This is a genomic window from Kitasatospora sp. NPDC032150 (assembly GCF_055579945.1).
In genome coordinates this window covers 435,270-452,828 of sequence record NZ_JBVIMH010000001.1, presented here as the reverse complement: position 1 = coordinate 452,828, position 17,559 = coordinate 435,270, and the positions used below count along the sequence as shown (strand labels likewise).

Here is a 17,559-nt window from a genome sequence, read left to right as displayed (position 1 = left end):
CTTCCCCCGCGCGGGGGAAGGCCGGATGATCCGTGGGATGGATGTGATCAGCGTGGGTGACGGGGAGTCTTGAGGTGTCGGCAATCCGGATACACGGGGGTCACAATGGCTGTTCCTGCGAACTCGAAGGTAGGCGGTGTTCCTAGGCCACCTAGCGCAAGCCCGGGGCGGATGTCGTGGTGGCGGCGGTGGCCCATGTGGGTACCCAAGGCCGCTGCTTTGTGGGGTGTGTTGTACGCCGCGGTCGAGGTCACCTGGGCGGTGACGGGCACCACCGTGCAATGGAAGGAGCACTCCTCGTACGCGCCGGGGGTCCAGCTCTTCCTGGCGGCCCTCGCGCTCCTGGCCGGCGGCGCTTGCCTGGCCAGCACCCGAACTCTCGCCGGGCCTGGCCGGGTTGTGGCGGCGACGGCGCTGATCACGGCGCTCCTGGTGTTCGTCGTGGGGACGAATGGCCTGCCGATCTACTTCGTGACGATTGTGACGCTCTCGGGGGTCGAGAGCGCCACCGGTCTGGCCCAGGTGCTGCTGAACACGGCCGGCGCTGCCCTCCTGCTCCTCGTAAGTTTGTCGTACCGCCGACGGCTGCGCGGCGACTGCCCGCGCTGCGGGCGCCCGCACGCCGGCACCAGCGACGGCCCGCTCGCCCACCCAGCCACCTCCCGAGCCCCGAGGCGCACCCGCGTCGCGGTGTACCTGCTCATGTGCGGACTCCTGCCGTGGGCGGGATCCAAGACCATCTGGACGCTGGGCGGCAACGCGCTCGGCGTCGCGGGCGATGACTGGCAGAGGGTGACGAGTGTCGGCGCGTCGGGCCCGGCGAAGGCAACCGCGTCGGCGGGGATCGACGTGACCGTGCTGGCCGCGATGGTCGGGACCTTCCTGCTGCTGGGGCTGCTGTACGTGTGGGGGCAGGTGTTCCCCCGCTGGACGCTGTTCCTGTCCGGACGACGGGTCCCGCGCCTGCTGCCCTTGATTCCGGCCTGGCTGACCGGTATCCCACTGACGATGTACGGGGCCGTCCTCACCGTCATGGCCCCGCTCATGGCTGTCGGCGTACTGCCCAAGATCAAGCCGTCCCCGCCGTTCACCACCAGCTCGGGGATCACCTGGTTTGTCGAGTTCGGCGGCCTGGCATTCGGTGGTCTGGGCATCGGCCTCATCGTGGCCGCCCGCTCCTACGCCGCCCGCACCCGCCCCATCTGTTCCAGCGCACTAGATGTGACGCAGACCGAGTAGTCGGGGATCGGAATATCAGCATCACGCTGCAGCAGCCGAAAGCCTGACGTCGTTCGAGGTCATGGCGCTGAGGTGTGGGAGATCGGAGTCGGGCCCACCTTGCACTTGGGGGCGCCCGGAACAGCCCGGCTCCACAGAAAGGCCGCAGCCCGCATCGAGCCTGGCGCTGGACTGGCGTACGGGCGAGTTACTCTCAATGCCTGGCCAGACCACGGGAGTCCTGGGCGGAGTCCGACAGGCCTAGCGGTCATCGCAACGCCCCAGTCCAAGGGTGCGATGGACATCGAGAACCGCAAGGTCCGGACGAGCGCTCAGGGGCTCGTCGCACACCGGCCGGAAGTGGCGCAACAACCGCGATTCCGACCGGGACGGCGGCGTCTCTCAGCAGGGCTCCTCCCCGGGCACCATGAGCCAGGGCGTGATCGCCACATGGGTGTAACTACGGTGTTCCTGCTGCTCCTTGATGTGCTCGAACGGCCACTTCTGCGCGGTCTCGAAGTCCTCGCAGACCGGCCCCTCGGCGCCGCACGGCTTGCCGTCCTCGTCCTCCCCCAGGCAGCGGTACATGTGGAGGATCTCAGGCGCGTCCGGCTCGCGGTCGGGCGTCAGGGTCCAGTCAACGAATCGGAACAGCTTGCGCATGCTGCCTGTCTCTCAAACGGGTCATTGGCGTGCCCATACGGACTTGCGTAACTCGACCATCGGTTGCACATGGGGAATTAAAAGCGGATGAAAACTCATATTTCTTTTAGATCAAGGTAGTTGGATGCACGAAGTCGCACCATGGGATGCCCATCGGTGCACGGACTTGATCAACAGCTGAGCAGTGCGAGAAGTTGCTCCGCCTCGCCTCGCCGCACGCCGCCGCTCCGATCACTCGTGCAACATGCGGTCGATACGGCATGCTCCAGCGCACGCCACGAACCGGCCGGTCCACTCCGAAGGCATTCGGGAGCGGGCCGGCCCTTCCCGAGCCCCACGAGCCAGTTCCGTCCTGCCCGTCAGCCTCCGGCCAGCGGTCACGCCCGGAGCGCTGCGGCCGTCCCGTCGAGTTGGGCGGCCACGGCGGTCAGCCGGCCCATGGCGTGCGCGACACCGAGCCCGTCCATGTAGTCGCGGGCGTGCACGATCTGGCCGTTGCGGATTCTGAGCACCAGAAGGCCGGGGAGGCTGAAGGGGCGGCCGGTGGTGGCCAGCGTCCCGAGGACGATCTGTTCGGTGACGATCACCTCGCCGTCGGCACTCTCGTGCACGGCGACCTCGCGAACTTCGCTCGGCTGCGCGGGACTCGCTCCCCAGGCGGCCCGGTAGCCGGCCCGGATCTCCTCCCGGCCCTGGTAGCTGTCGGGCATGCCCGGGAAGAGGAACGGGAATTCGTGGACGGCGTCGAGGGAGTACAACTCGGCCAGAGCATCGGCGGACTTGTCGACTATCGCCTGCCGAAAGCGGGTCAGGACCTCGCGGGGCCGGAGGGCGGTCGAGTCGTTCGAGTTCGGCATGGTGGTTGAGCTCCAGTTCGGCGCGGTCGGTTCTGGGCATCCACCGTATCGCTGACCTTTCACCTGCATAACCTAACTCCATTGCGGCCGAACGGAGTTCTGCCACGGACACGACCGCGACCGGGCCCGGCCCGCCCTGCTCCGCCGCTACCGGTCCAGCTGAAGGGACACGGCGCGTCCTGTGTCGACGGGCACTCCGCAACCGGTCAGTGCTGCTCAGGGCTGGAGGTACCGACGAACCGGCCGACTGTCCCGTGGGAGTCGCGGCCGCGACCGGGCGGCGAGCGCAGGTCGGCAGGGGCAATGGGCGGCGATGTCCCCTGCGGGCGCACGTCAACCGCGACGCACCTCAACTCATCCTTGAGAGCGCGTTCCCACCGGTACCGTTGATCACTGCCGGCGACCGTTCGACGGCGAAGTGGGGGCCGTGTTCGCGCGGTCGGGCGGCCCTGACGGCACACCATCCCGGACGAGCCCCGAACCGCGCCGGCCCCGCCCCGGCTCACCAGGGCCCGAGGTCATCGAAGCCTTATCGTGGGAGGCCGGTCGGAGCGGGTCAGGAGGAGGAAGAGCAGATGGCGCAGGCACGGGCGCGCCGGGCTGCGCGGCCGCGCGAGGAGGTGTTCGCCGCCGCTCGGGCTGCGATCGCGGAACACGGTGTCGCGAAGCTGACGATGGCGGGGCTCGGCAAACAGCTCCAGATGAGCGCCGGGCACCTCCTCTACTACTTCGGCAGCAAGGACCAGTTGTTGCTGGAGACCCTGCGCTGGAGCGAGGAGCAGCTGGGCGTACGCCGCCGCGCCGCGCTGGAGCGCGGCGGCGGTCAAGGCGGCGGCGAGAGCGCCGGCGGTGACGTGTGGGCGCGGCTCGCGGCCTACACGGAGCTGTACCTGCCCGAGGGACCCGGGGATCCGCGCTGGATCCTCTGGGTCGAGGTGTGGGGGCGTTCACCGTCGAGCGCGGAGATCCGGCAGGGGCAGCTGGAGATCGAGGCGCCCTGGCAGGCCGACCTGGTCGCGCTGATCGAGGAGGGCGTGGCGGCGGGCGAGTTCACGGAAGGCGGGGCGCACGACCGGGCCGTCCAGATCCGCGCGCTGCTGGACGGCTTCGCGGTGCCGATCGCGATCGGGCTCCCGGGGGCGAGCCGGGACGAGGCCGCCGCGCAGGTCGCGTCCGTCACGACGGCGTTGCTGGGGCCGAAGCGCTGAGCCCGCGCTGAGCCCGCGTTGAACCAGCGCCGGGACTGCCGGCCGGCTGCTCCGTCCCTACTCCGTCCAGAGGGCCGCCGCCGTACGGTCGTCGGTGTAACCCTTGGCACGTACCTGGACCTGGCGGAGGAAGTCGACCGTTCCCGGCGGGTGCGGGTGGGCCCAGTGGCTCGACAGGAAGCGTGCTACGGCCGGTTCCTCGGCGATCGGCTCGGCCAGACCCGGTGAGCAGAGCAGCAGGATGTCGCCCGGGGTGGCCGGGACGAGCCTGAAGCGGAACGGGCGCGGGGGCGCCACCGAGGGCGGCGGTACGGGCTGGCTGCCGTCGGGGTGGTGCAGCAGCCTGGCTCCGTACGCGTCGATCCAGTGGCCGGAACGCAGCAGGTAGAGGCCGCCCGCTCCGGTGCCGAACGCGGCCCGGTGGGTGGCCTCCGGGTCCAGCGAGAGCAGCAGGCAGTGCAGCGATCCGGCGGCGTGCGGGGCTGCCGGGCCGGCGGGGGCGGCGGATCCGGAGTCCGCCGCGGCGGCCGGCCCGGCTGACGGTTCGCCGGCTCGGAGCGGCGCGGCCGCACGCGCGGTGAGGCGCTGCAGGCCGTACCGGAGGCGATCGCGGGCACCGGCCCGGAGGTCGGCGGCGAGTTCGGGCCGACTGCGGCCGATCGCGGCGGCGAGCTGACGGCATGCCTCGGCCGCTGCCGCCGCGGACTGCAGCCGCCCATGGCCGGGCGCGGCGAGCACCGCCAGCAGCAGGCCCTCCTCGCCCTCGCCGAAACGGGTGACCAGGAGCGAGTCCCGCCGGGGTTCGCCACGGTAGCGGCCGGAGTCCCCGCGTACGGAGACGGCCCGAAGCGTCGCCGGGCCGCACTGCGCGCCCTCGATGACCGTGTCCGGGGCGAGGGTGGCGAGGCCGTCCGGCTCCGCAACGGGCAGGGTGGTCGGCTCGGGCCCGTAGGTGGGCGGGCGCTCGCCGATGTGCGGGACGGGGTACGGCTGTTGGTGCTGGGGGGCCGGGCGCGGGGACGGCCGTCGCGGGGACGGCGGTCGGGGCGCGGCCTCACCGGTTTCGGCGGCGTCGGCGGCTTCACTGGTTCCGCGGGTTTCGCGGGTTCCGCCGGTTCCGCGGGTTTCGCTGGTCTCGGCAACCTCGGCGGCCGGGGTGGCAGCGGGGGCCGGTGCCGAAACGGCGGACGGTTCGGACCGGGGAGCGTGTTCCTTCGGTACTTCCGACATGCCCGGCGCCCGTGGTGTCCCCGGCCGGTTTGGTACACCGGGCGTCTGCGGCCCGGCCGGTGGCTCGGGCGCGGCCGGTGGCTCGGGCGCGGCCGGGGCGTCGCGTTCGCCGGCGGGCTTGACCAGGCTGGGCGGCTCAGGCCTGGGCTGCTTCCCGGCGGCCACCACCGTGGCGGGCACAGGTCCGGGCTCTGCCCCAGGCCCGGGCTCGCACTCCGCCGAAGGGCCCGGATCGGCCGAAGGCCTTGACTCGGGCACAACCACAGGCTCACGTCCGGCCGGAGGTTCGCACGCAGCCTCGGGTTCACGCTCGGCCGCAGACGCGGGTGCGGGCGCGGGCTCGGTCTCAGCGGCAGGTTCCGGAGGTGACTGCGGCGCAGCGCGTTTCGCACCGATCACGCCGGCAGCCGTGTCGAACCAGTCGTCGACGCTGACCTCGGCGGGGACCGGACGCCCGCTCCCCGCCGATCCCTCGTGTGGCTCCAGGGAGTCGGCCGAGCCCGGCCGACCGCTGTGGTCCGCCGCCGAGGGGGCCTGTTCGCGGTTCCTGCCCATGCCCCGTAGGTCGTGCGTACCACCCGCAACCGAATCGCCCGCTCGCTGGGCGCCCACCCTCGGGGCCCCGGCCCGCCGCACGCCGATCATCCCCACCACCGTGTCGAACCAGTCGTCGACGCTGCCCTCGTCCGCGGTGGCACCGGGGGTGTCCGGCAGGGTGCCCGCCGGGCCCGCGTACACCATGTGCCACCAGCCGTCGTCCGGCCGGTGGTGCCGGGGTGCGCCCTGGTCGCTCATCTGGCGGCTCCTCGTTCATGTACTGCCGTCTGCCGAGCGGGCTGGGGTGCCGAACTCGACGTCATTGTCCCCAACGAGAACGACGCTGTCCGGGAATCGCGGACAACCGGTCACCCGGTGGGGGCAGCATTCCGGCCACCGATGCGCCCGATCGGTCCCGACCTGGCCGGAACTGCCCGGACCGGGGAGGATTCGGTACCGAATGCGGGCCACGGAGCCCGAAAATGAAGGCCTGCAAGGGGCATCGCTTCGCTCGTTCGGCTGATTAATATGTGCGCATGACCGCGCCGGGAGCCACCGCACCGCAGCCGGGGAGGGCCAGCACCGCGGGCCGCCCGGCGGGCGCGCTCTTGGTCCTGCTACTGGTCGGTCTGCTGGCCATGCTGCCCTGCGCGGGCCGTGCCCAGGCCGCGCCGGCGAAGCCCGGGCACACCCCGGCCACCACCGTGACCGTTGCGCTGCCCGACCCGTCGGCCGCCACCGCACACCGCGCCGCGCCGGCCACCCGCGCGAGCGGCACCCATGGGCGTGGCGTCACCACCCAAACCCCGTACGGCCTGCCGGTCGACGGTGTCCTGCCGCTGACCTGGTGCTCGGTCGACGGTGATCACCCGGTGCCCGGCAGCGGCTGCTCCAGCCACCCGTTCTGCGCCCAGGAGTCCCAGCTGCCGAACGCGCCGCCGCAGCCGGCGGCCGCCGTGCCGAACCAGCCGGTCTCGCCCGAGGCGCTGCCCCGCCCGGCCGCGCCCACCGCGCCGACCGGGCTCGACCACGCGCCCGACCTGCACGTGCTTCAGGTCCACCGGTCCTAAGCGGAACCCACCGTCGGCCCGCGCCGCCCTCCGCGGACGGCCGGCGGCTCCGCCATCCCCTCCACACCGCATACCGCCGTGTCCTGACACACGGCGGGGACAAGGACACTTCCCATGGGTTCCGCATCGAAGCAGTCGAACAAGCCGGGCAACGACCAGCCCGCGGCAGGCAAGGCCGGGGCGGCCGACCGACGGGCTCGGATCGCCGAGCTCCGGGCCGCGGAGCAGCGCCGCGACCGGCGCAACAAGTTCGTGGCGATCGGCGCGGCGAGCGTGCTGGTCGCCGGGATGATCGGCGTCGGCGCCTGGGTCGCGCTGGACGCCAAGTCGAAGCAGGACGCCAAGGACACCGCCGCGAAGGCCCCGATCCCGGGCGTGAAGACCTACTCCGACCTCTCCCGCAACCATGTGGAGACCAAGGTCAACTACCCGCAGACCCCCCCGGTCGGCGGCGACCACAACCCGGTCTGGGCCAACTGCATGGGCACGGTCTACGACAAGCCGCTCGCGAACGAGAACGCGGTGCACTCGCTGGAGCACGGCGCGGTCTGGGTCACCTACAACGCCAAGGCCACCGCTGACGACCTCAAGACGCTGTCGGCCAAGGTGAAGGCGACCCCGTACTCGCTGATGAGCCCGTACCCGGACGAGAAGGGCACCATCACGCTGTCCGCCTGGGGCACCCAGCTGGTCCTGGACAACGCCAAGGACCCGCGCGTGGACGAGTTCTTCACCAAGTACGTGCAGGGCCCGCAGACCCAGGAGCCGGGCGCGTCGTGCAGCACCGCCCAGTGACCGGTGGTGAGGGCGTGGCCGGAAGCGTGACCGTGGACGATCCGCACCCGAAGAAGGCGGTGGAGGCCGTGGAATCCGTGGACGCGGCGGAGACGATCGAGCACATCGAGGAATTGGTGAAGCCGCGCAGGCGGCGGATGTGGTGGCCGGCCGCGCTGGCCGCCGCCGTGGCCCTCGGGCTGGGGACCCCGGCGCTGATGGCCGGCGGTTCGACCGCGGCGGGGACGGTGGCGGCCGCGCCGTCGACCGACTCGCCCGAGGCCGGGTTCGCCCGGAACATGGCGACGCACCACCAGCAGGCGATCGACATGTCGTTCATCGTCCGGGACCGCACCCAGGACCCCGCGGTCCGCAACCTGGCGTTCGACATCATCAACACCCAGGCCAACCAGCGCGGGATGCTGATGGGCTGGCTCGACCAGTGGGGGCTGACCCAGAGCTCGGCCGCCCCGCCGATGACGTGGATGAAGATGGACCACGCCTACGCGGCGCACGACGGCTCGCTGATGCCGGGCATGGCCACCAACGCCGAACTGGACAGACTGCGCGGGCTCAGCGGCCGGGACGCCGAGGTGTACTACCTCCAGTTGATGATCGAGCACCACAAGGGCGGGGTCGCGATGGCCCAGGGCTATGTCGACCTCAGCACCAACCCGGTGGAGAAGCGGCTCGCCCAGACCATGGTCAACGGGCAGCGCTCCGAGATCGATCTGATCACCGGCATGCTCGCGGAGCGCGGTGCCAAGCCGCTCTCCTGACGGGCGATCGGACGACCTGCGAAGCAGGACGGGGTGTGGTGGACCGGCTGGCCCACCACACCCCGTCCTGCTTGGCGTGCGGGTCACCTCTTGGAGAGCGGTACTGGTCGGCGCCTGCGAGTAGCAGAACCAGGAAAGGCAGGCGCCTCAAGCCATGTCGCACACAGAACCACTCGCATGCAGACATTAACTTCTGACGATCATCTCGGCATGCGATGCAATCGTCGACAGAGCTGGTCGCGGGCCGAACCAGCGACATAAGAGGCGCTACGCTGTCCGCCATGCCATCGCTGCCCAACCCTTCTCCCACCTCCCCCGACCCCACCGACACCGGTGACGAGTCCGCACTGGAGAAGGCCGTGGCGATCGAGCGCGCCCAGCGACTCACCGATGTGATCACCAGGCTGCGCCGCGCGCTGCGCAGCAGCATCCGCACCGAGTACCCGTGGGAATCGCTGCCGATGGCGCAGGTCGAACTACTCCAGACGCTGGCCGCCGCACCACTGCGGGTCGGCGAACTGGCCGCGCGCCAGCGGCTGGCCCCGAACACCGTCAGCGGGCTGGTCGGCAAGCTGCTGGAGGCCGGCTTCGTCGACCGGCAGGCCGACCCCGGTGACCGCCGCACCGCCCGGATCGCCCTGACCGAGGCCGGGCATCAGCAGCTCAGGGACTGGCAGCGCGCTCACGAACGCCGGATGGCCGACGCCCTGGAGAGCCTCTCACCGGCCGATCGCGACGCCGTCATGCGCGCCCTCCCCGGCCTGGAACAGCTCGCCACCGCCCTGTCCGGCCCGGGCGCCCCCGAGGACCGCCCCGGTCTCTGACCCTCCACACGGAACGTCCCGGCAGGAGCCGAGGAACCGTGCGGCCAACCCTCCGCCGAAGTGCTCGGCTTCTCGCGCAGTTCCCCGCGACCCTCAAAGTGCCTCTCCCGGCGGGAAGTTCTCCCCCTGGAAGCACCAACCCCGCGGCCCTGACGGATGACCGGACGTCAGAAGAGCGTTCCGCGCTCGTGTTCCAACAGCCAGCGCTTCCGCTCGATCCCGGCGGCGAAGCCGGTGAGTGCGCCGTTGGCGCCCATCACCCGGTGGCACGGCCGGACCACGAGCAGCGGGTTGGCCCCCACCGCCCCGCCGACCGCTCGGACCGCTCGCGGCGACTGCCCGGCCGCCGCCCCCAGTTCGCCGTACGTGACGGTGGTCCCGTACGGGATGTCCTCCAGGGCACACCAGACCTGCTGGCGGAACTCGGTGCCGACCGGTGCCAGCGGCAGGTCGAAGACGGTGAGCTCACCGGCGAAGTAGGCGGTCAGTTGCTCCACGGCCGGGGCCAGCGGCAGCGCGTCCGGTTCCCAGTCGGGGGCGGGCTCGGCGAGTGCCCCCTTCTGGCCGGGGGCGGTCACCGCGGTCAGTGCGGCCGGACCGTTGCCGTCCAGGACACCGCTCAGCAGCAGTACGCCCAGCGGGCTCTCCATGGTCGTGAACACCGTCGTCATGCCTGTTCACCCTTCGTACTGTTCGAAACACTGCCCGAAGTTATCCGCTCCGCGTCCCCGGTCGCAGCCGAGGCCGTGGACCACAGCCGGTGGACCGCGTACGAGCGCCACGGCGCCCAGGTCTGCGCGACCGCGGTGGCCGCCCTGGGGTCGCCCGACTGCCCGAGGCGGATCAGCCCGTGCCTGACCCCGGCGTCCGTCGGCAGGAAGACGTCCGGGTCGGCGAGGGCCCGCATCCGCAGGTAGCCGACCGTCCACGGGCCGATCCCGGGGAGGTCGAGCAGCGCGGCGGCGGCCTGCTCGCGGTCGACGCCACCGTCCAGCCGAACCGTGCCGCCGGCGAGCGCGGTGCACAGGCCGGTGAGTGCCCGCTGGCGGGACTGTGGCATGGCCAGGTCGCCCGGCTCCGCCCCAGCCAGGGCGGCGGCGCTCGGGAAGAGCACCCGCAGCCCGCCGTCCGGCTCCGCCAGCGGCACGCCGTACCTGCCCGCGAGCCGCCCGGCCAGCGTACGCGCGGCGGCGACGGAGACCTGCTGGCCGAGCACCGCCCGAACCGCCAGTTCGTGCGGGTCCACATGGCCGGGCGAACGGAGGCCGGGGCGGGCCCGGACCAGAGGACCGAGCACCGGGTCGGCGCCGAGCCGGGCGTCCACGGCGTCCGGGTCGGCGTCCAGGTCGAAGAGCGCCCGCAGGCGGTGCACGGCGGTGGTGAGGTCGCGCAGATCGGTCAGGCGCAGGCGGCAGTCGAGCCAGCCGCGACGCGGATCGGTGTCCGGGCCGAGGCCGTCCACCTCGGCGACGGCGTGGCCGTACGGGAGCGCCAGGGTGCGCCGGTAGGTGCGCACGCCGTTCCGTGCTCCGGCGGCCGAACCGGACGGCGCGTCGGCGCCCGGCCCGGCCTTGGCTCCTGCATCCACCCCGGTCTGCACGCCGGGGATGACCTCCTCCACGCCGGGGACGGCGCGCAAGGTGAGGAAGTCGAACAGGTGCTCGCTGTCCAGGGCACCCCGGTAGGCGAGCCGGAGGCTGATCGTGCCGCCTCGGGCCGGCTTGCGGCGGCCGCCCGCCACCTCGGCGCGCAGACCGCTCGGGGTGCGGTCGTAGACCTCGCGGACCGTCTCGTTGAACTGCCGGACCGAGGCGAAGCCGGCCGCGAACGCGATCTCGGTGACCGGCAGTTCGGTGGTCTGGAGCAGCAGGCGGGCGGTCTGGGCGCGCTGCGCCCTGGCGAGTGCGAGCGGGCCGGCCCCGAGTTCGGCGGTCAGCTGGCGCTGCAACTGGCGTGAGCTGTAGCCGAGTCGGTCGGCGAGCCCGGCGACGCCCTCCCGGTCCACCACTCCGTCACCGATCAGTCGCATCGCGCGGCCCACCAGGTCCGCCCGGTGGTTCCACTCGGGCGACCCGGGGACGGAGTCCGGACGGCAGCGACGGCAGGCCCGGTAGCCGGCGCCCTGCGCGGCCGCCGCGGTGGGGAAGAAGGTGCAGTTCACCCGCTTCGGAGTCACCGCGGGGCAGCTCGGCCGGCAGTAGATGCCTGTGGTGCGGACGGCAGTGAAGAACACTCCGTCGAAACGGGCGTCCCTGCTGTCCACGGCTCGGTAGCGGGTGTCGTCGTCGATCACGCTGTCCAGTCTGCGTCACCGGAGAGGCATCGACTGGCGGAAATCGGACACGACCGTCAGCAGCGCGGGAGTCGCGGGGCAGGGCGCCGTGCGACCGCCGGTCGGAGCGGGCGCCGCGCGGCCACCCCCGGGGTCGGGAGCGGCCGCACGGCGGTGGACGGCGAGGGTCAGCGGCGGGTCGGGCTGTTCGGCCCGCGCATGCTCTTGGCCACGGCCTTCCACCGCTGCAGTCGGGCGGCCGCCAGCCGGGCGTCGGTCCGGGAGGCGATCCACTCGTTCTCACGCTGGAGCTTGAGGTAGCTCTCCCACCTGCGCTCCGAGAGCGTGCCGTTGGCGAGCGCGGCCCGCACGGCGCAGCCGGGTTCGGTGTTGTGGCCGCAGTCGTGGAAGCGGCAGTCCTCGGCCAGTTCCTCGATCTCGCCGAAGGCCTGCCGCAGGCCCTCGCCACCGAAGAGGCCGACCCCGCGCAGCCCGGGGGTGTCGATGACCACGCCGCCGCCGGGCAGCGGGATCAGCTCCCGGGTGGTGGTGGTGTGCCGGCCCTTCCCGTCCCGGTCCCTGGTCCGCTGGACGGCCATGGTGTCCGTCCCGGTCAGGGCGTTGGTCAGGGTGGACTTGCCCGCTCCGGACTGGCCGATCAGCGCGGTCGAACCGCCGAGGCGGGCGCGCAGGACGTCGATCCCCTCGCCGGTCTCGGCGCTGACCACCAGGACGGTCACGCCGGGCGCGATCCGTTCGACATCGGACCTGATGTGCTCGGCGTCGTCCACCGTGTCGGCCTTGGTGAGGACGACCAGCGGTTCGGCGCCGCTCTCCCAGGCCAGGGACAGGAAGCGCTCGATCCGGCCGAGGTCGGGTTCGGCGGTGAGCGACACCACGATCAGTACGGAGTCGATGTTGGCCGCCAGGACCTGTCCCACCGAGCTCATGCGGGCGCCCTTGCGGACGATCGCGGTACGGCGCGGCAGCAGCGCCGCCAGGGTGGCCATCGGTTCGGCCGCCAGGTCGACGGCCGTCCAGTCACCGGTGCACGGGTTGTTCACCGGGTCGGAGTCGAGGACCCGCCGCGAGTCGGCCCGTACGGTCCGGAACTCGCCCGACTCGGGGTCGGCGAGCACGACCTCGCACTGGCCGCGGTCCACCCGGGCGATACGCGCGGGGGTGAGTCCGGCCTCGGCGAGGGGAGTGAACTCGGCAGCCCACGCCTCGTCCCAGCCGAAGCCGGACAGCAGGGGGGCGACGGAGAAGTTGTTCAACGGGGATGACCCTTCAGGGAAAAGGGTGGCCCCGGCCGCGCGCGTTCGACGCTCGGGCGTCAGCGCATGGTTGCGAGAGGGGGTCGGCCGGAGACCACGGAGGTAGGAACGCCGGTCTTCTTGGCACGGGCAACGCGCCGGACAACGACAGCCACCACGGTCGCCACCTCCCTCGTCATCTCGACAGCCGACGGCACGGCCCCTGACGGACCGTCCCGAACAACGCCACCGTAGTCCGGGGCGCCCGTCGCCGCCACCGGTTATCGGCGGGGCACCACCACGGCCCGAGCGCGGACCGCCCGTCGCTGCTCGGCCTGCGCCATCGCTTCGCTCCCGGGCCGTCGACGACCATCGACAGGGCTCCGGGCGTAGTCGGCCCACCATGTCGCAGGGGCGACTCCCGACAGCGCTCGAGTGATCAACTAATCTGAAAAAGAGCCTTTCTGACGCCCAGTCATCTAGCTGGCCTTCATCGCGCAGGTCAGCCGCAGGCTCCCCGGACCGCGTAGAGGGTGACCGTGATGCCATGTACCGCCCGGGTGCGGCAGGGCATGAACCTGGCTGCCAGTGCGGCGAGTTTGGCCTGGTCGCGCGCGGAGGCACCGGCCCGTGGGCGCGGGTCGGTGACCAGGACCACCCGGCGCTGGGTGGCCACCACGGCACGGATCCGCTCGGATCCGGTCTCCACGCCGTTGATGGTGCCGGAGTCCGCACCGGTCCGTGCCAACGCCAGGTCGCGTAACCCTGCGAAGGCGGCCGGGTCGTAGAGCGCGGCCTCCCGGCGGGCGCCGGGGACAAAGAGCACCGCGTCTCCCGGACGCCCGAGGTCCCGTGCCGCGCGGGCGGCCGCCGCCACGTCGTTGGGCCTGCTCTGCGGGGTCCGCAGCCCGCGTTCCAGCGGAAGCGGCGCCAGGACCAGGACGGCCAGCGCCAACCGGGCGACCACCGGCCGTCCCGGGACGGGCCATTCGGTCAGCGCACGCGGCAGCCGGGCCCAGGCGCGGTCGACACCGAGGCCGAGCAGCAGGGCGAGACCGGCGTAGCTGAAGACCACGTAGCGGTCCACGTACAGCGGGTCGAGAAGGGAGACCAGGATCAGCGCCGCCGGGGGCAGGACCAACAGCGGAAGCGCCAACGCCCGGGCCCGGCACGGCGCGCCGGGAGCGGCGGGCTGCCGCAGGCAGGCGCAGAGCGCGCCGACGGCGCTGGTCAGGGCCGGCGCCCAGATGTCGGACCAGCCGGGCGTGGTGATCCACGCGACCTGGTCCGCCTGCGCCCGGCTGATCAGGATCAACGGCAACAGGCCCGCCAGCACGGCCGCGGCCGCCACGGCCCAGCCGGCCCACACCCGGCGACCGGCCCGGCCCCAGCAGAGCGTCAACGCGTGGGCGGCCACCGCCAGTACCGCGAACTCGTGCAGCAGCGCTCCGATCAGCATCACCGCGCCGTACGCCGTCCAGGCCCGAGCCGTCGGGCGCTGCCAGGCGCGGACCAGCAGCAGGCTGCCGAGCACCACCGCCGCGCACACCGAGGCGTAGCTGCGGCCCTCCTGCGCGTACTGCTGGACGGCGGGCACCATCGCGAAGACCAGACCGGCCAGCAGTCCGGCGCGGCGCCCGGCGAGCCGGCGGCCGGTCTCGGCGAGTGCTCCGGCGGCGAGCGCCATCGCGAGCACCGAGGGCAGGCGCAGGGCCGGCAGGCCGCCGTCCCATAACCGGAAGACGGTGTTCAGCAGCAGGTAGTGCAGCCCGTGCACCGCGTCGATCTCGTGCAGCAGCCGCCAGATCTCGGGCAGGCTGCGGTGGGCGACCTGGTAACTCACCACCTCGTCCCGCCAGATGCTCCCGCCCCGCTCGACGCCCCAGAGCCCCAGCAGCAGGGTGAGCAGGGCCGGCGGGAGGAGGACGGGCCAGCGCCGCGCCGGCGTCGCCGTCTTGTCGGTGGTCACGGTTCCGGTCACGGTCATCCAGTATGCGCAATGCCCGTTCGGGGCCGAACCGGCCGGTGACACTTGCTTGGTGACCACCCATCTGAAACGCGGCGTCCCGCCTGTCGTCGCGCCGGTCCTGGTCTGGCTGCTGAGCCGTACCGTCCTGGTGGCCGGCGCGCTCAAGGTCGGACCGTTCGCGACCACGGACCCGCTCGACTACTCGGTCTCGCACGTGTACCACGGCTGGTTCGACGTGCTGTCAGGGGGCCGCTTCCCGGTCGATGACGACACCTGGCAGTACCCGCCCGGCGCGGCGGGGGTGGTCATGGCGCCCGCGCTGCTCCCCTTCGCCGGGTACGACCGCGCCTTCGTGCTGCTGTGCGCGCTGTGCGACCTGGCGGTGCTGGCCGGACTGGGCCGGGCGCTCCGCTCCGGCGTCGGCTCCGTGGCCGGTACGGCGCCGCTCTGGCTGTGGACGGCCGGGCTGCCGCTGCTGTGGACCGTCCCGTGGACCCGGTTCGACGTCGTGGTGGCCGCCGTGGCGGCGGCGGCGCTGCTGGTGGCCCGCCGCGGCACGGCACGCGGCGACCGGGTGTTCGGGCTACTGGTCGCGCTCGGGACTCTGATCAAGGCGTGGCCGGTGCTGCTACTGGTCGGCACGGCACCCGGTCCGAGTACCCGGCGCAGTTGGACGGCGACGGCGCTCGGCCTGCTGCTGCTGGGCGGCGGGGTGGCGCTCACCGCGCCCGGGGCGTACGGGTTCCTGACCGCGCAGCGGGAGCGGGGCATCCAGTTCGAGTCGCTGGGCGCGCTGCCGTTCCATCTCGCCCGGCACCTGGGCTGGTCGGGCCGAGCCGCCGTCAACTACGGCTCGACCGAGTTCCTGGGGCCGTACGTCCCGGTGGTGACGCTGGTCAGCGAGGTGTGCACGGTACTGGCGCTCGGGTGGCTGGTGTGGTGGCGGCTGCGGGCCGACCCGGGGGCGCTGCGGGCCCGGTGGGTGACGGCGGATGCGGCGTTGACGGCGGTGCTGCTGTTCACGGTGACCAGTCGGGTGCTCAGCCCGCAGTACCTGGTGTGGCTGGTGGCGCTGGCGGCGGTCTGTCTGCTGCACCGTGAGGGCTCGCAGCGGCCGGTGGCCTGCCTGGTGCTGGCGGCCTGTCCGCTGACCATGGCGGTGTTCCCGTTCCTGGGCCGGGCCCTGGTCGACGGCTCACCCACCGCCGTGCTCCTACTTGCCACCCGCGACCTGCTCCTACTGGCCGCCGCCCTCCTCTCCGCCCGTCGGCTCCACCGGGCCACCCGCCGGGGCGGCAGGGCGCAGCTCCGTGGCACGGCGGCCCGGCCCCGGGTGCGCGGGGTGCTGCGCGGCCGGCCCGCCGTGGCGGAATCCTGAACCCGGCGTCAGCGGGCTGCGCCGTTCGAACACGAGGGACCGCCGCTGCGGACCGCGTGCAGCGCTACCGACCGGTCCAGGGCCCGTGGTGGGGCCCGCCCGAACGGCTGCCCGGGCGGTCGGAGTCGGGTGGGGGCGGGGGCTGGCGGCGGATGCCGCCGGCGCGGAGGCGTCCGCGCAGGTCCTTGGGCGGCAGGATCTCCGCCCACCGTTCGGGGTACTCGGACGGGACGTCGATGTCGTCCTCCTCGTCCTCCAGGTCCTCCTCGTGGCCCTCGCCGAGCCCGAGCTCCCGCGCCAGCCTGGCCCGCTCCACCGCCCGCCGCGCGCTGACCTCGCGGAACGCCGCCGCTGCGGCCTCCTCGTCGGCCCGCTCGTTCTCGGCCCGCGCGTCGGCGGTCTCGACCGTGGGCCACCTGCGGTCTATGGCGGCGTTCATCGCGGCGCCGATCAGCACGGCCAGCGCCACCACGCCGATCCACAGCAGCACCGCCACCGGTGCGGCCAGCGACCCGTACACCGTGGGGCCCTCGACCGAGTGGATCAGGTAGATCCGGAGCAGCACGCTGCAGACCACCAGCACGCCGAGGGCGACCAACGCGCCGGGGATGTCCTCGCGCCAGGGGGTGCTGACCGGGACGGCCACGTGGTAGAGCGTGGTGAGGAAGGCGACCAGCAGCAGGATGGTGGCGGGCCAGTACAGCGCGTTGATCACGCCCGCCGCCATGGGCAGCTCGTAGACGACCAGTCCCGGGCCGGCGACCAGCAGCGGCAGCACCAGCGAGCCGATCACCAGGGCGCCGAGGTAGAGGCCGAGCGACATCAGCCGGGTCTTGACGATGCCGCGCTTCCCGTCGAGCCCGTACATCACGGTGATGGTGTCGATGAAGATGTACAGCGCGCGTGAGCCGGACCAGAGCGAGAACAGGAAGCCGATCGAGATGAGGTCGGGTCGGGCTCTGTCGAAGACCCCGGTCAGCAGCGGCTGGACGATCTGGTCGATCGAGCTGGGCGAGAGCACCGTCCCGGCTGCCGTGACGATGTCCTGCTTGAGCTTGTCGATGGTGCCGGCGCCGAGGATCTCGTCGAGGTAGCCGAGGGTGCCGGCCAGACCGAGCAGCAGTGGCGGGATGGAGAGCAGGGTGAAGAACGCGGCCTCCGCGGCGAGTCCGGTGACCCGGTACTCGACGCAGGTGTTGGTGGTGTCCTTGATGAGTGCCCAGAGTGTGGTCCGCCATGCCGCCCTGGCACGCCGACGCCTGCCGCGGCGTCGCGAAGGCCGGTCGGGCGTCGTCCTGGAGGTTTCCCCTGCTGGTTGCACTCCCCTACGGTAGCGGGCCCGGTACCCACCGCCGGTCCGAGCGGCGATGCGCCCGCCGGCAACGCCCGCGGGCTCCCCGCCGGACGGCGCCGCCGGTGGCATCCCGTACGACACGTATAAGGGAGCGAGCGGGCGACTTCGGACGCACCGGTACGGAGCGACATCTGACGCAGCGGCTCCGGTCTGGACGCTCCCCAAGGCGT

Annotated in this window: 15 protein-coding genes; 7 read left to right on the top strand and 8 right to left on the bottom strand. The window is 72.6% G+C overall.

Annotation, left to right across the window (positions count from 1 at the left end; genetic code table 11):
* Nucleotides 1-195 precede the first annotated feature (195 nt).
* Nucleotides 196-1,239 carry a hypothetical protein gene (locus ACZ5ON_RS01950; protein ID WP_465583675.1) on the top strand — a complete coding sequence of 348 codons (1,044 nt, stop codon included), beginning with the start codon at nt 196-198 and terminating at the stop codon, nt 1,237-1,239.
* 381 nt (nt 1,240-1,620) lie between these two features.
* Here the strand turns inward: ACZ5ON_RS01950 and ACZ5ON_RS01945 are convergent, their stop codons facing one another.
* Nucleotides 1,621-1,881 (bottom strand): DUF7848 domain-containing protein, encoded by a 261-nt coding sequence (locus ACZ5ON_RS01945; protein WP_465583673.1) that lies wholly within the window; start codon nt 1,879-1,881, stop codon nt 1,621-1,623.
* Nucleotides 1,882-2,258: 377 nt separating this feature from the next.
* The gene (locus ACZ5ON_RS01940) at nt 2,259-2,738 is read right to left on the bottom strand and encodes a nuclear transport factor 2 family protein (protein ID WP_465583670.1); all 480 of its coding nucleotides are present in this window, start codon (nt 2,736-2,738) and stop codon (nt 2,259-2,261) included.
* A 575-nt stretch (nt 2,739-3,313) separates the two neighbouring features.
* On the opposite strand from ACZ5ON_RS01940, the gene ACZ5ON_RS01935 reads away from it, so the two are divergent.
* Nucleotides 3,314-3,946 (top strand): TetR/AcrR family transcriptional regulator, encoded by a 633-nt coding sequence (locus tag ACZ5ON_RS01935; protein WP_465583666.1) that lies wholly within the window; start codon nt 3,314-3,316, stop codon nt 3,944-3,946.
* Between the two features lie 57 nt (nt 3,947-4,003).
* Here the strand turns inward: ACZ5ON_RS01935 and ACZ5ON_RS01930 are convergent, their stop codons facing one another.
* Nucleotides 4,004-5,176, bottom strand: a complete 1,173-nt coding sequence (locus ACZ5ON_RS01930) for a protein phosphatase 2C domain-containing protein (RefSeq protein WP_465583660.1) — start codon at nt 5,174-5,176, stop codon at nt 4,004-4,006.
* Between the two features lie 1,073 nt (nt 5,177-6,249).
* On the opposite strand from ACZ5ON_RS01930, the gene ACZ5ON_RS01925 reads away from it, so the two are divergent.
* From ACZ5ON_RS01925 to ACZ5ON_RS01910, 4 genes are all read left to right on the top strand, one after another.
* A complete protein-coding gene (locus tag ACZ5ON_RS01925) occupies nt 6,250-6,783 on the top strand; it encodes a hypothetical protein (protein WP_465583658.1) in 534 nt (177 codons plus the stop codon).
* A gap of 114 nt (nt 6,784-6,897) precedes the next feature.
* Nucleotides 6,898-7,578, top strand: a complete 681-nt coding sequence (locus tag ACZ5ON_RS01920; protein ID WP_465583654.1) for a DUF3105 domain-containing protein — start codon at nt 6,898-6,900, stop codon at nt 7,576-7,578.
* Nucleotides 7,579-7,715: 137 nt separating this feature from the next.
* Nucleotides 7,716-8,336, top strand: coding sequence for a DUF305 domain-containing protein (locus ACZ5ON_RS01915; protein ID WP_465583977.1), 621 nt, complete (start codon nt 7,716-7,718; stop codon nt 8,334-8,336).
* Nucleotides 8,337-8,617: 281 nt separating this feature from the next.
* Nucleotides 8,618-9,160, top strand: coding sequence for a MarR family winged helix-turn-helix transcriptional regulator (locus ACZ5ON_RS01910; RefSeq protein WP_344636479.1), 543 nt, complete (start codon nt 8,618-8,620; stop codon nt 9,158-9,160).
* 167 nt (nt 9,161-9,327) lie between these two features.
* Here the strand turns inward: ACZ5ON_RS01910 and ACZ5ON_RS01905 are convergent, their stop codons facing one another.
* The 4 genes from ACZ5ON_RS01905 to ACZ5ON_RS01890 form a co-directional block, all read right to left on the bottom strand.
* The gene (locus tag ACZ5ON_RS01905) at nt 9,328-9,831 is read right to left on the bottom strand and encodes a methylated-DNA--[protein]-cysteine S-methyltransferase (RefSeq protein ID WP_465583649.1); all 504 of its coding nucleotides are present in this window, start codon (nt 9,829-9,831) and stop codon (nt 9,328-9,330) included.
* Nucleotides 9,828-11,453, bottom strand: coding sequence for a DNA-3-methyladenine glycosylase 2 family protein (locus ACZ5ON_RS01900; protein WP_465583646.1), 1,626 nt, complete (start codon nt 11,451-11,453; stop codon nt 9,828-9,830). The genes ACZ5ON_RS01905 and ACZ5ON_RS01900 overlap by 4 nt, the downstream gene beginning before the upstream one ends.
* 167 nt (nt 11,454-11,620) lie before the next feature.
* Nucleotides 11,621-12,709 (bottom strand): ribosome small subunit-dependent GTPase A, encoded by a 1,089-nt coding sequence (gene rsgA, locus ACZ5ON_RS01895; protein WP_465583643.1) that lies wholly within the window; start codon nt 12,707-12,709, stop codon nt 11,621-11,623.
* A gap of 481 nt (nt 12,710-13,190) precedes the next feature.
* A complete protein-coding gene (locus tag ACZ5ON_RS01890) occupies nt 13,191-14,669 on the bottom strand; it encodes a glycosyltransferase family 39 protein (RefSeq protein WP_465583640.1) in 1,479 nt (492 codons plus the stop codon).
* A 58-nt stretch (nt 14,670-14,727) separates the two neighbouring features.
* On the opposite strand from ACZ5ON_RS01890, the gene ACZ5ON_RS01885 reads away from it, so the two are divergent.
* Nucleotides 14,728-16,035 (top strand): glycosyltransferase family 87 protein, encoded by a 1,308-nt coding sequence (locus tag ACZ5ON_RS01885; RefSeq protein ID WP_465583637.1) that lies wholly within the window; start codon nt 14,728-14,730, stop codon nt 16,033-16,035.
* Nucleotides 16,036-16,099: 64 nt separating this feature from the next.
* Here the strand turns inward: ACZ5ON_RS01885 and ACZ5ON_RS01880 are convergent, their stop codons facing one another.
* Nucleotides 16,100-17,356 (bottom strand): YihY/virulence factor BrkB family protein, encoded by a 1,257-nt coding sequence (locus ACZ5ON_RS01880; RefSeq protein WP_465583634.1) that lies wholly within the window; start codon nt 17,354-17,356, stop codon nt 16,100-16,102.
* Nucleotides 17,357-17,559: the final 203 nt, after the last annotated feature.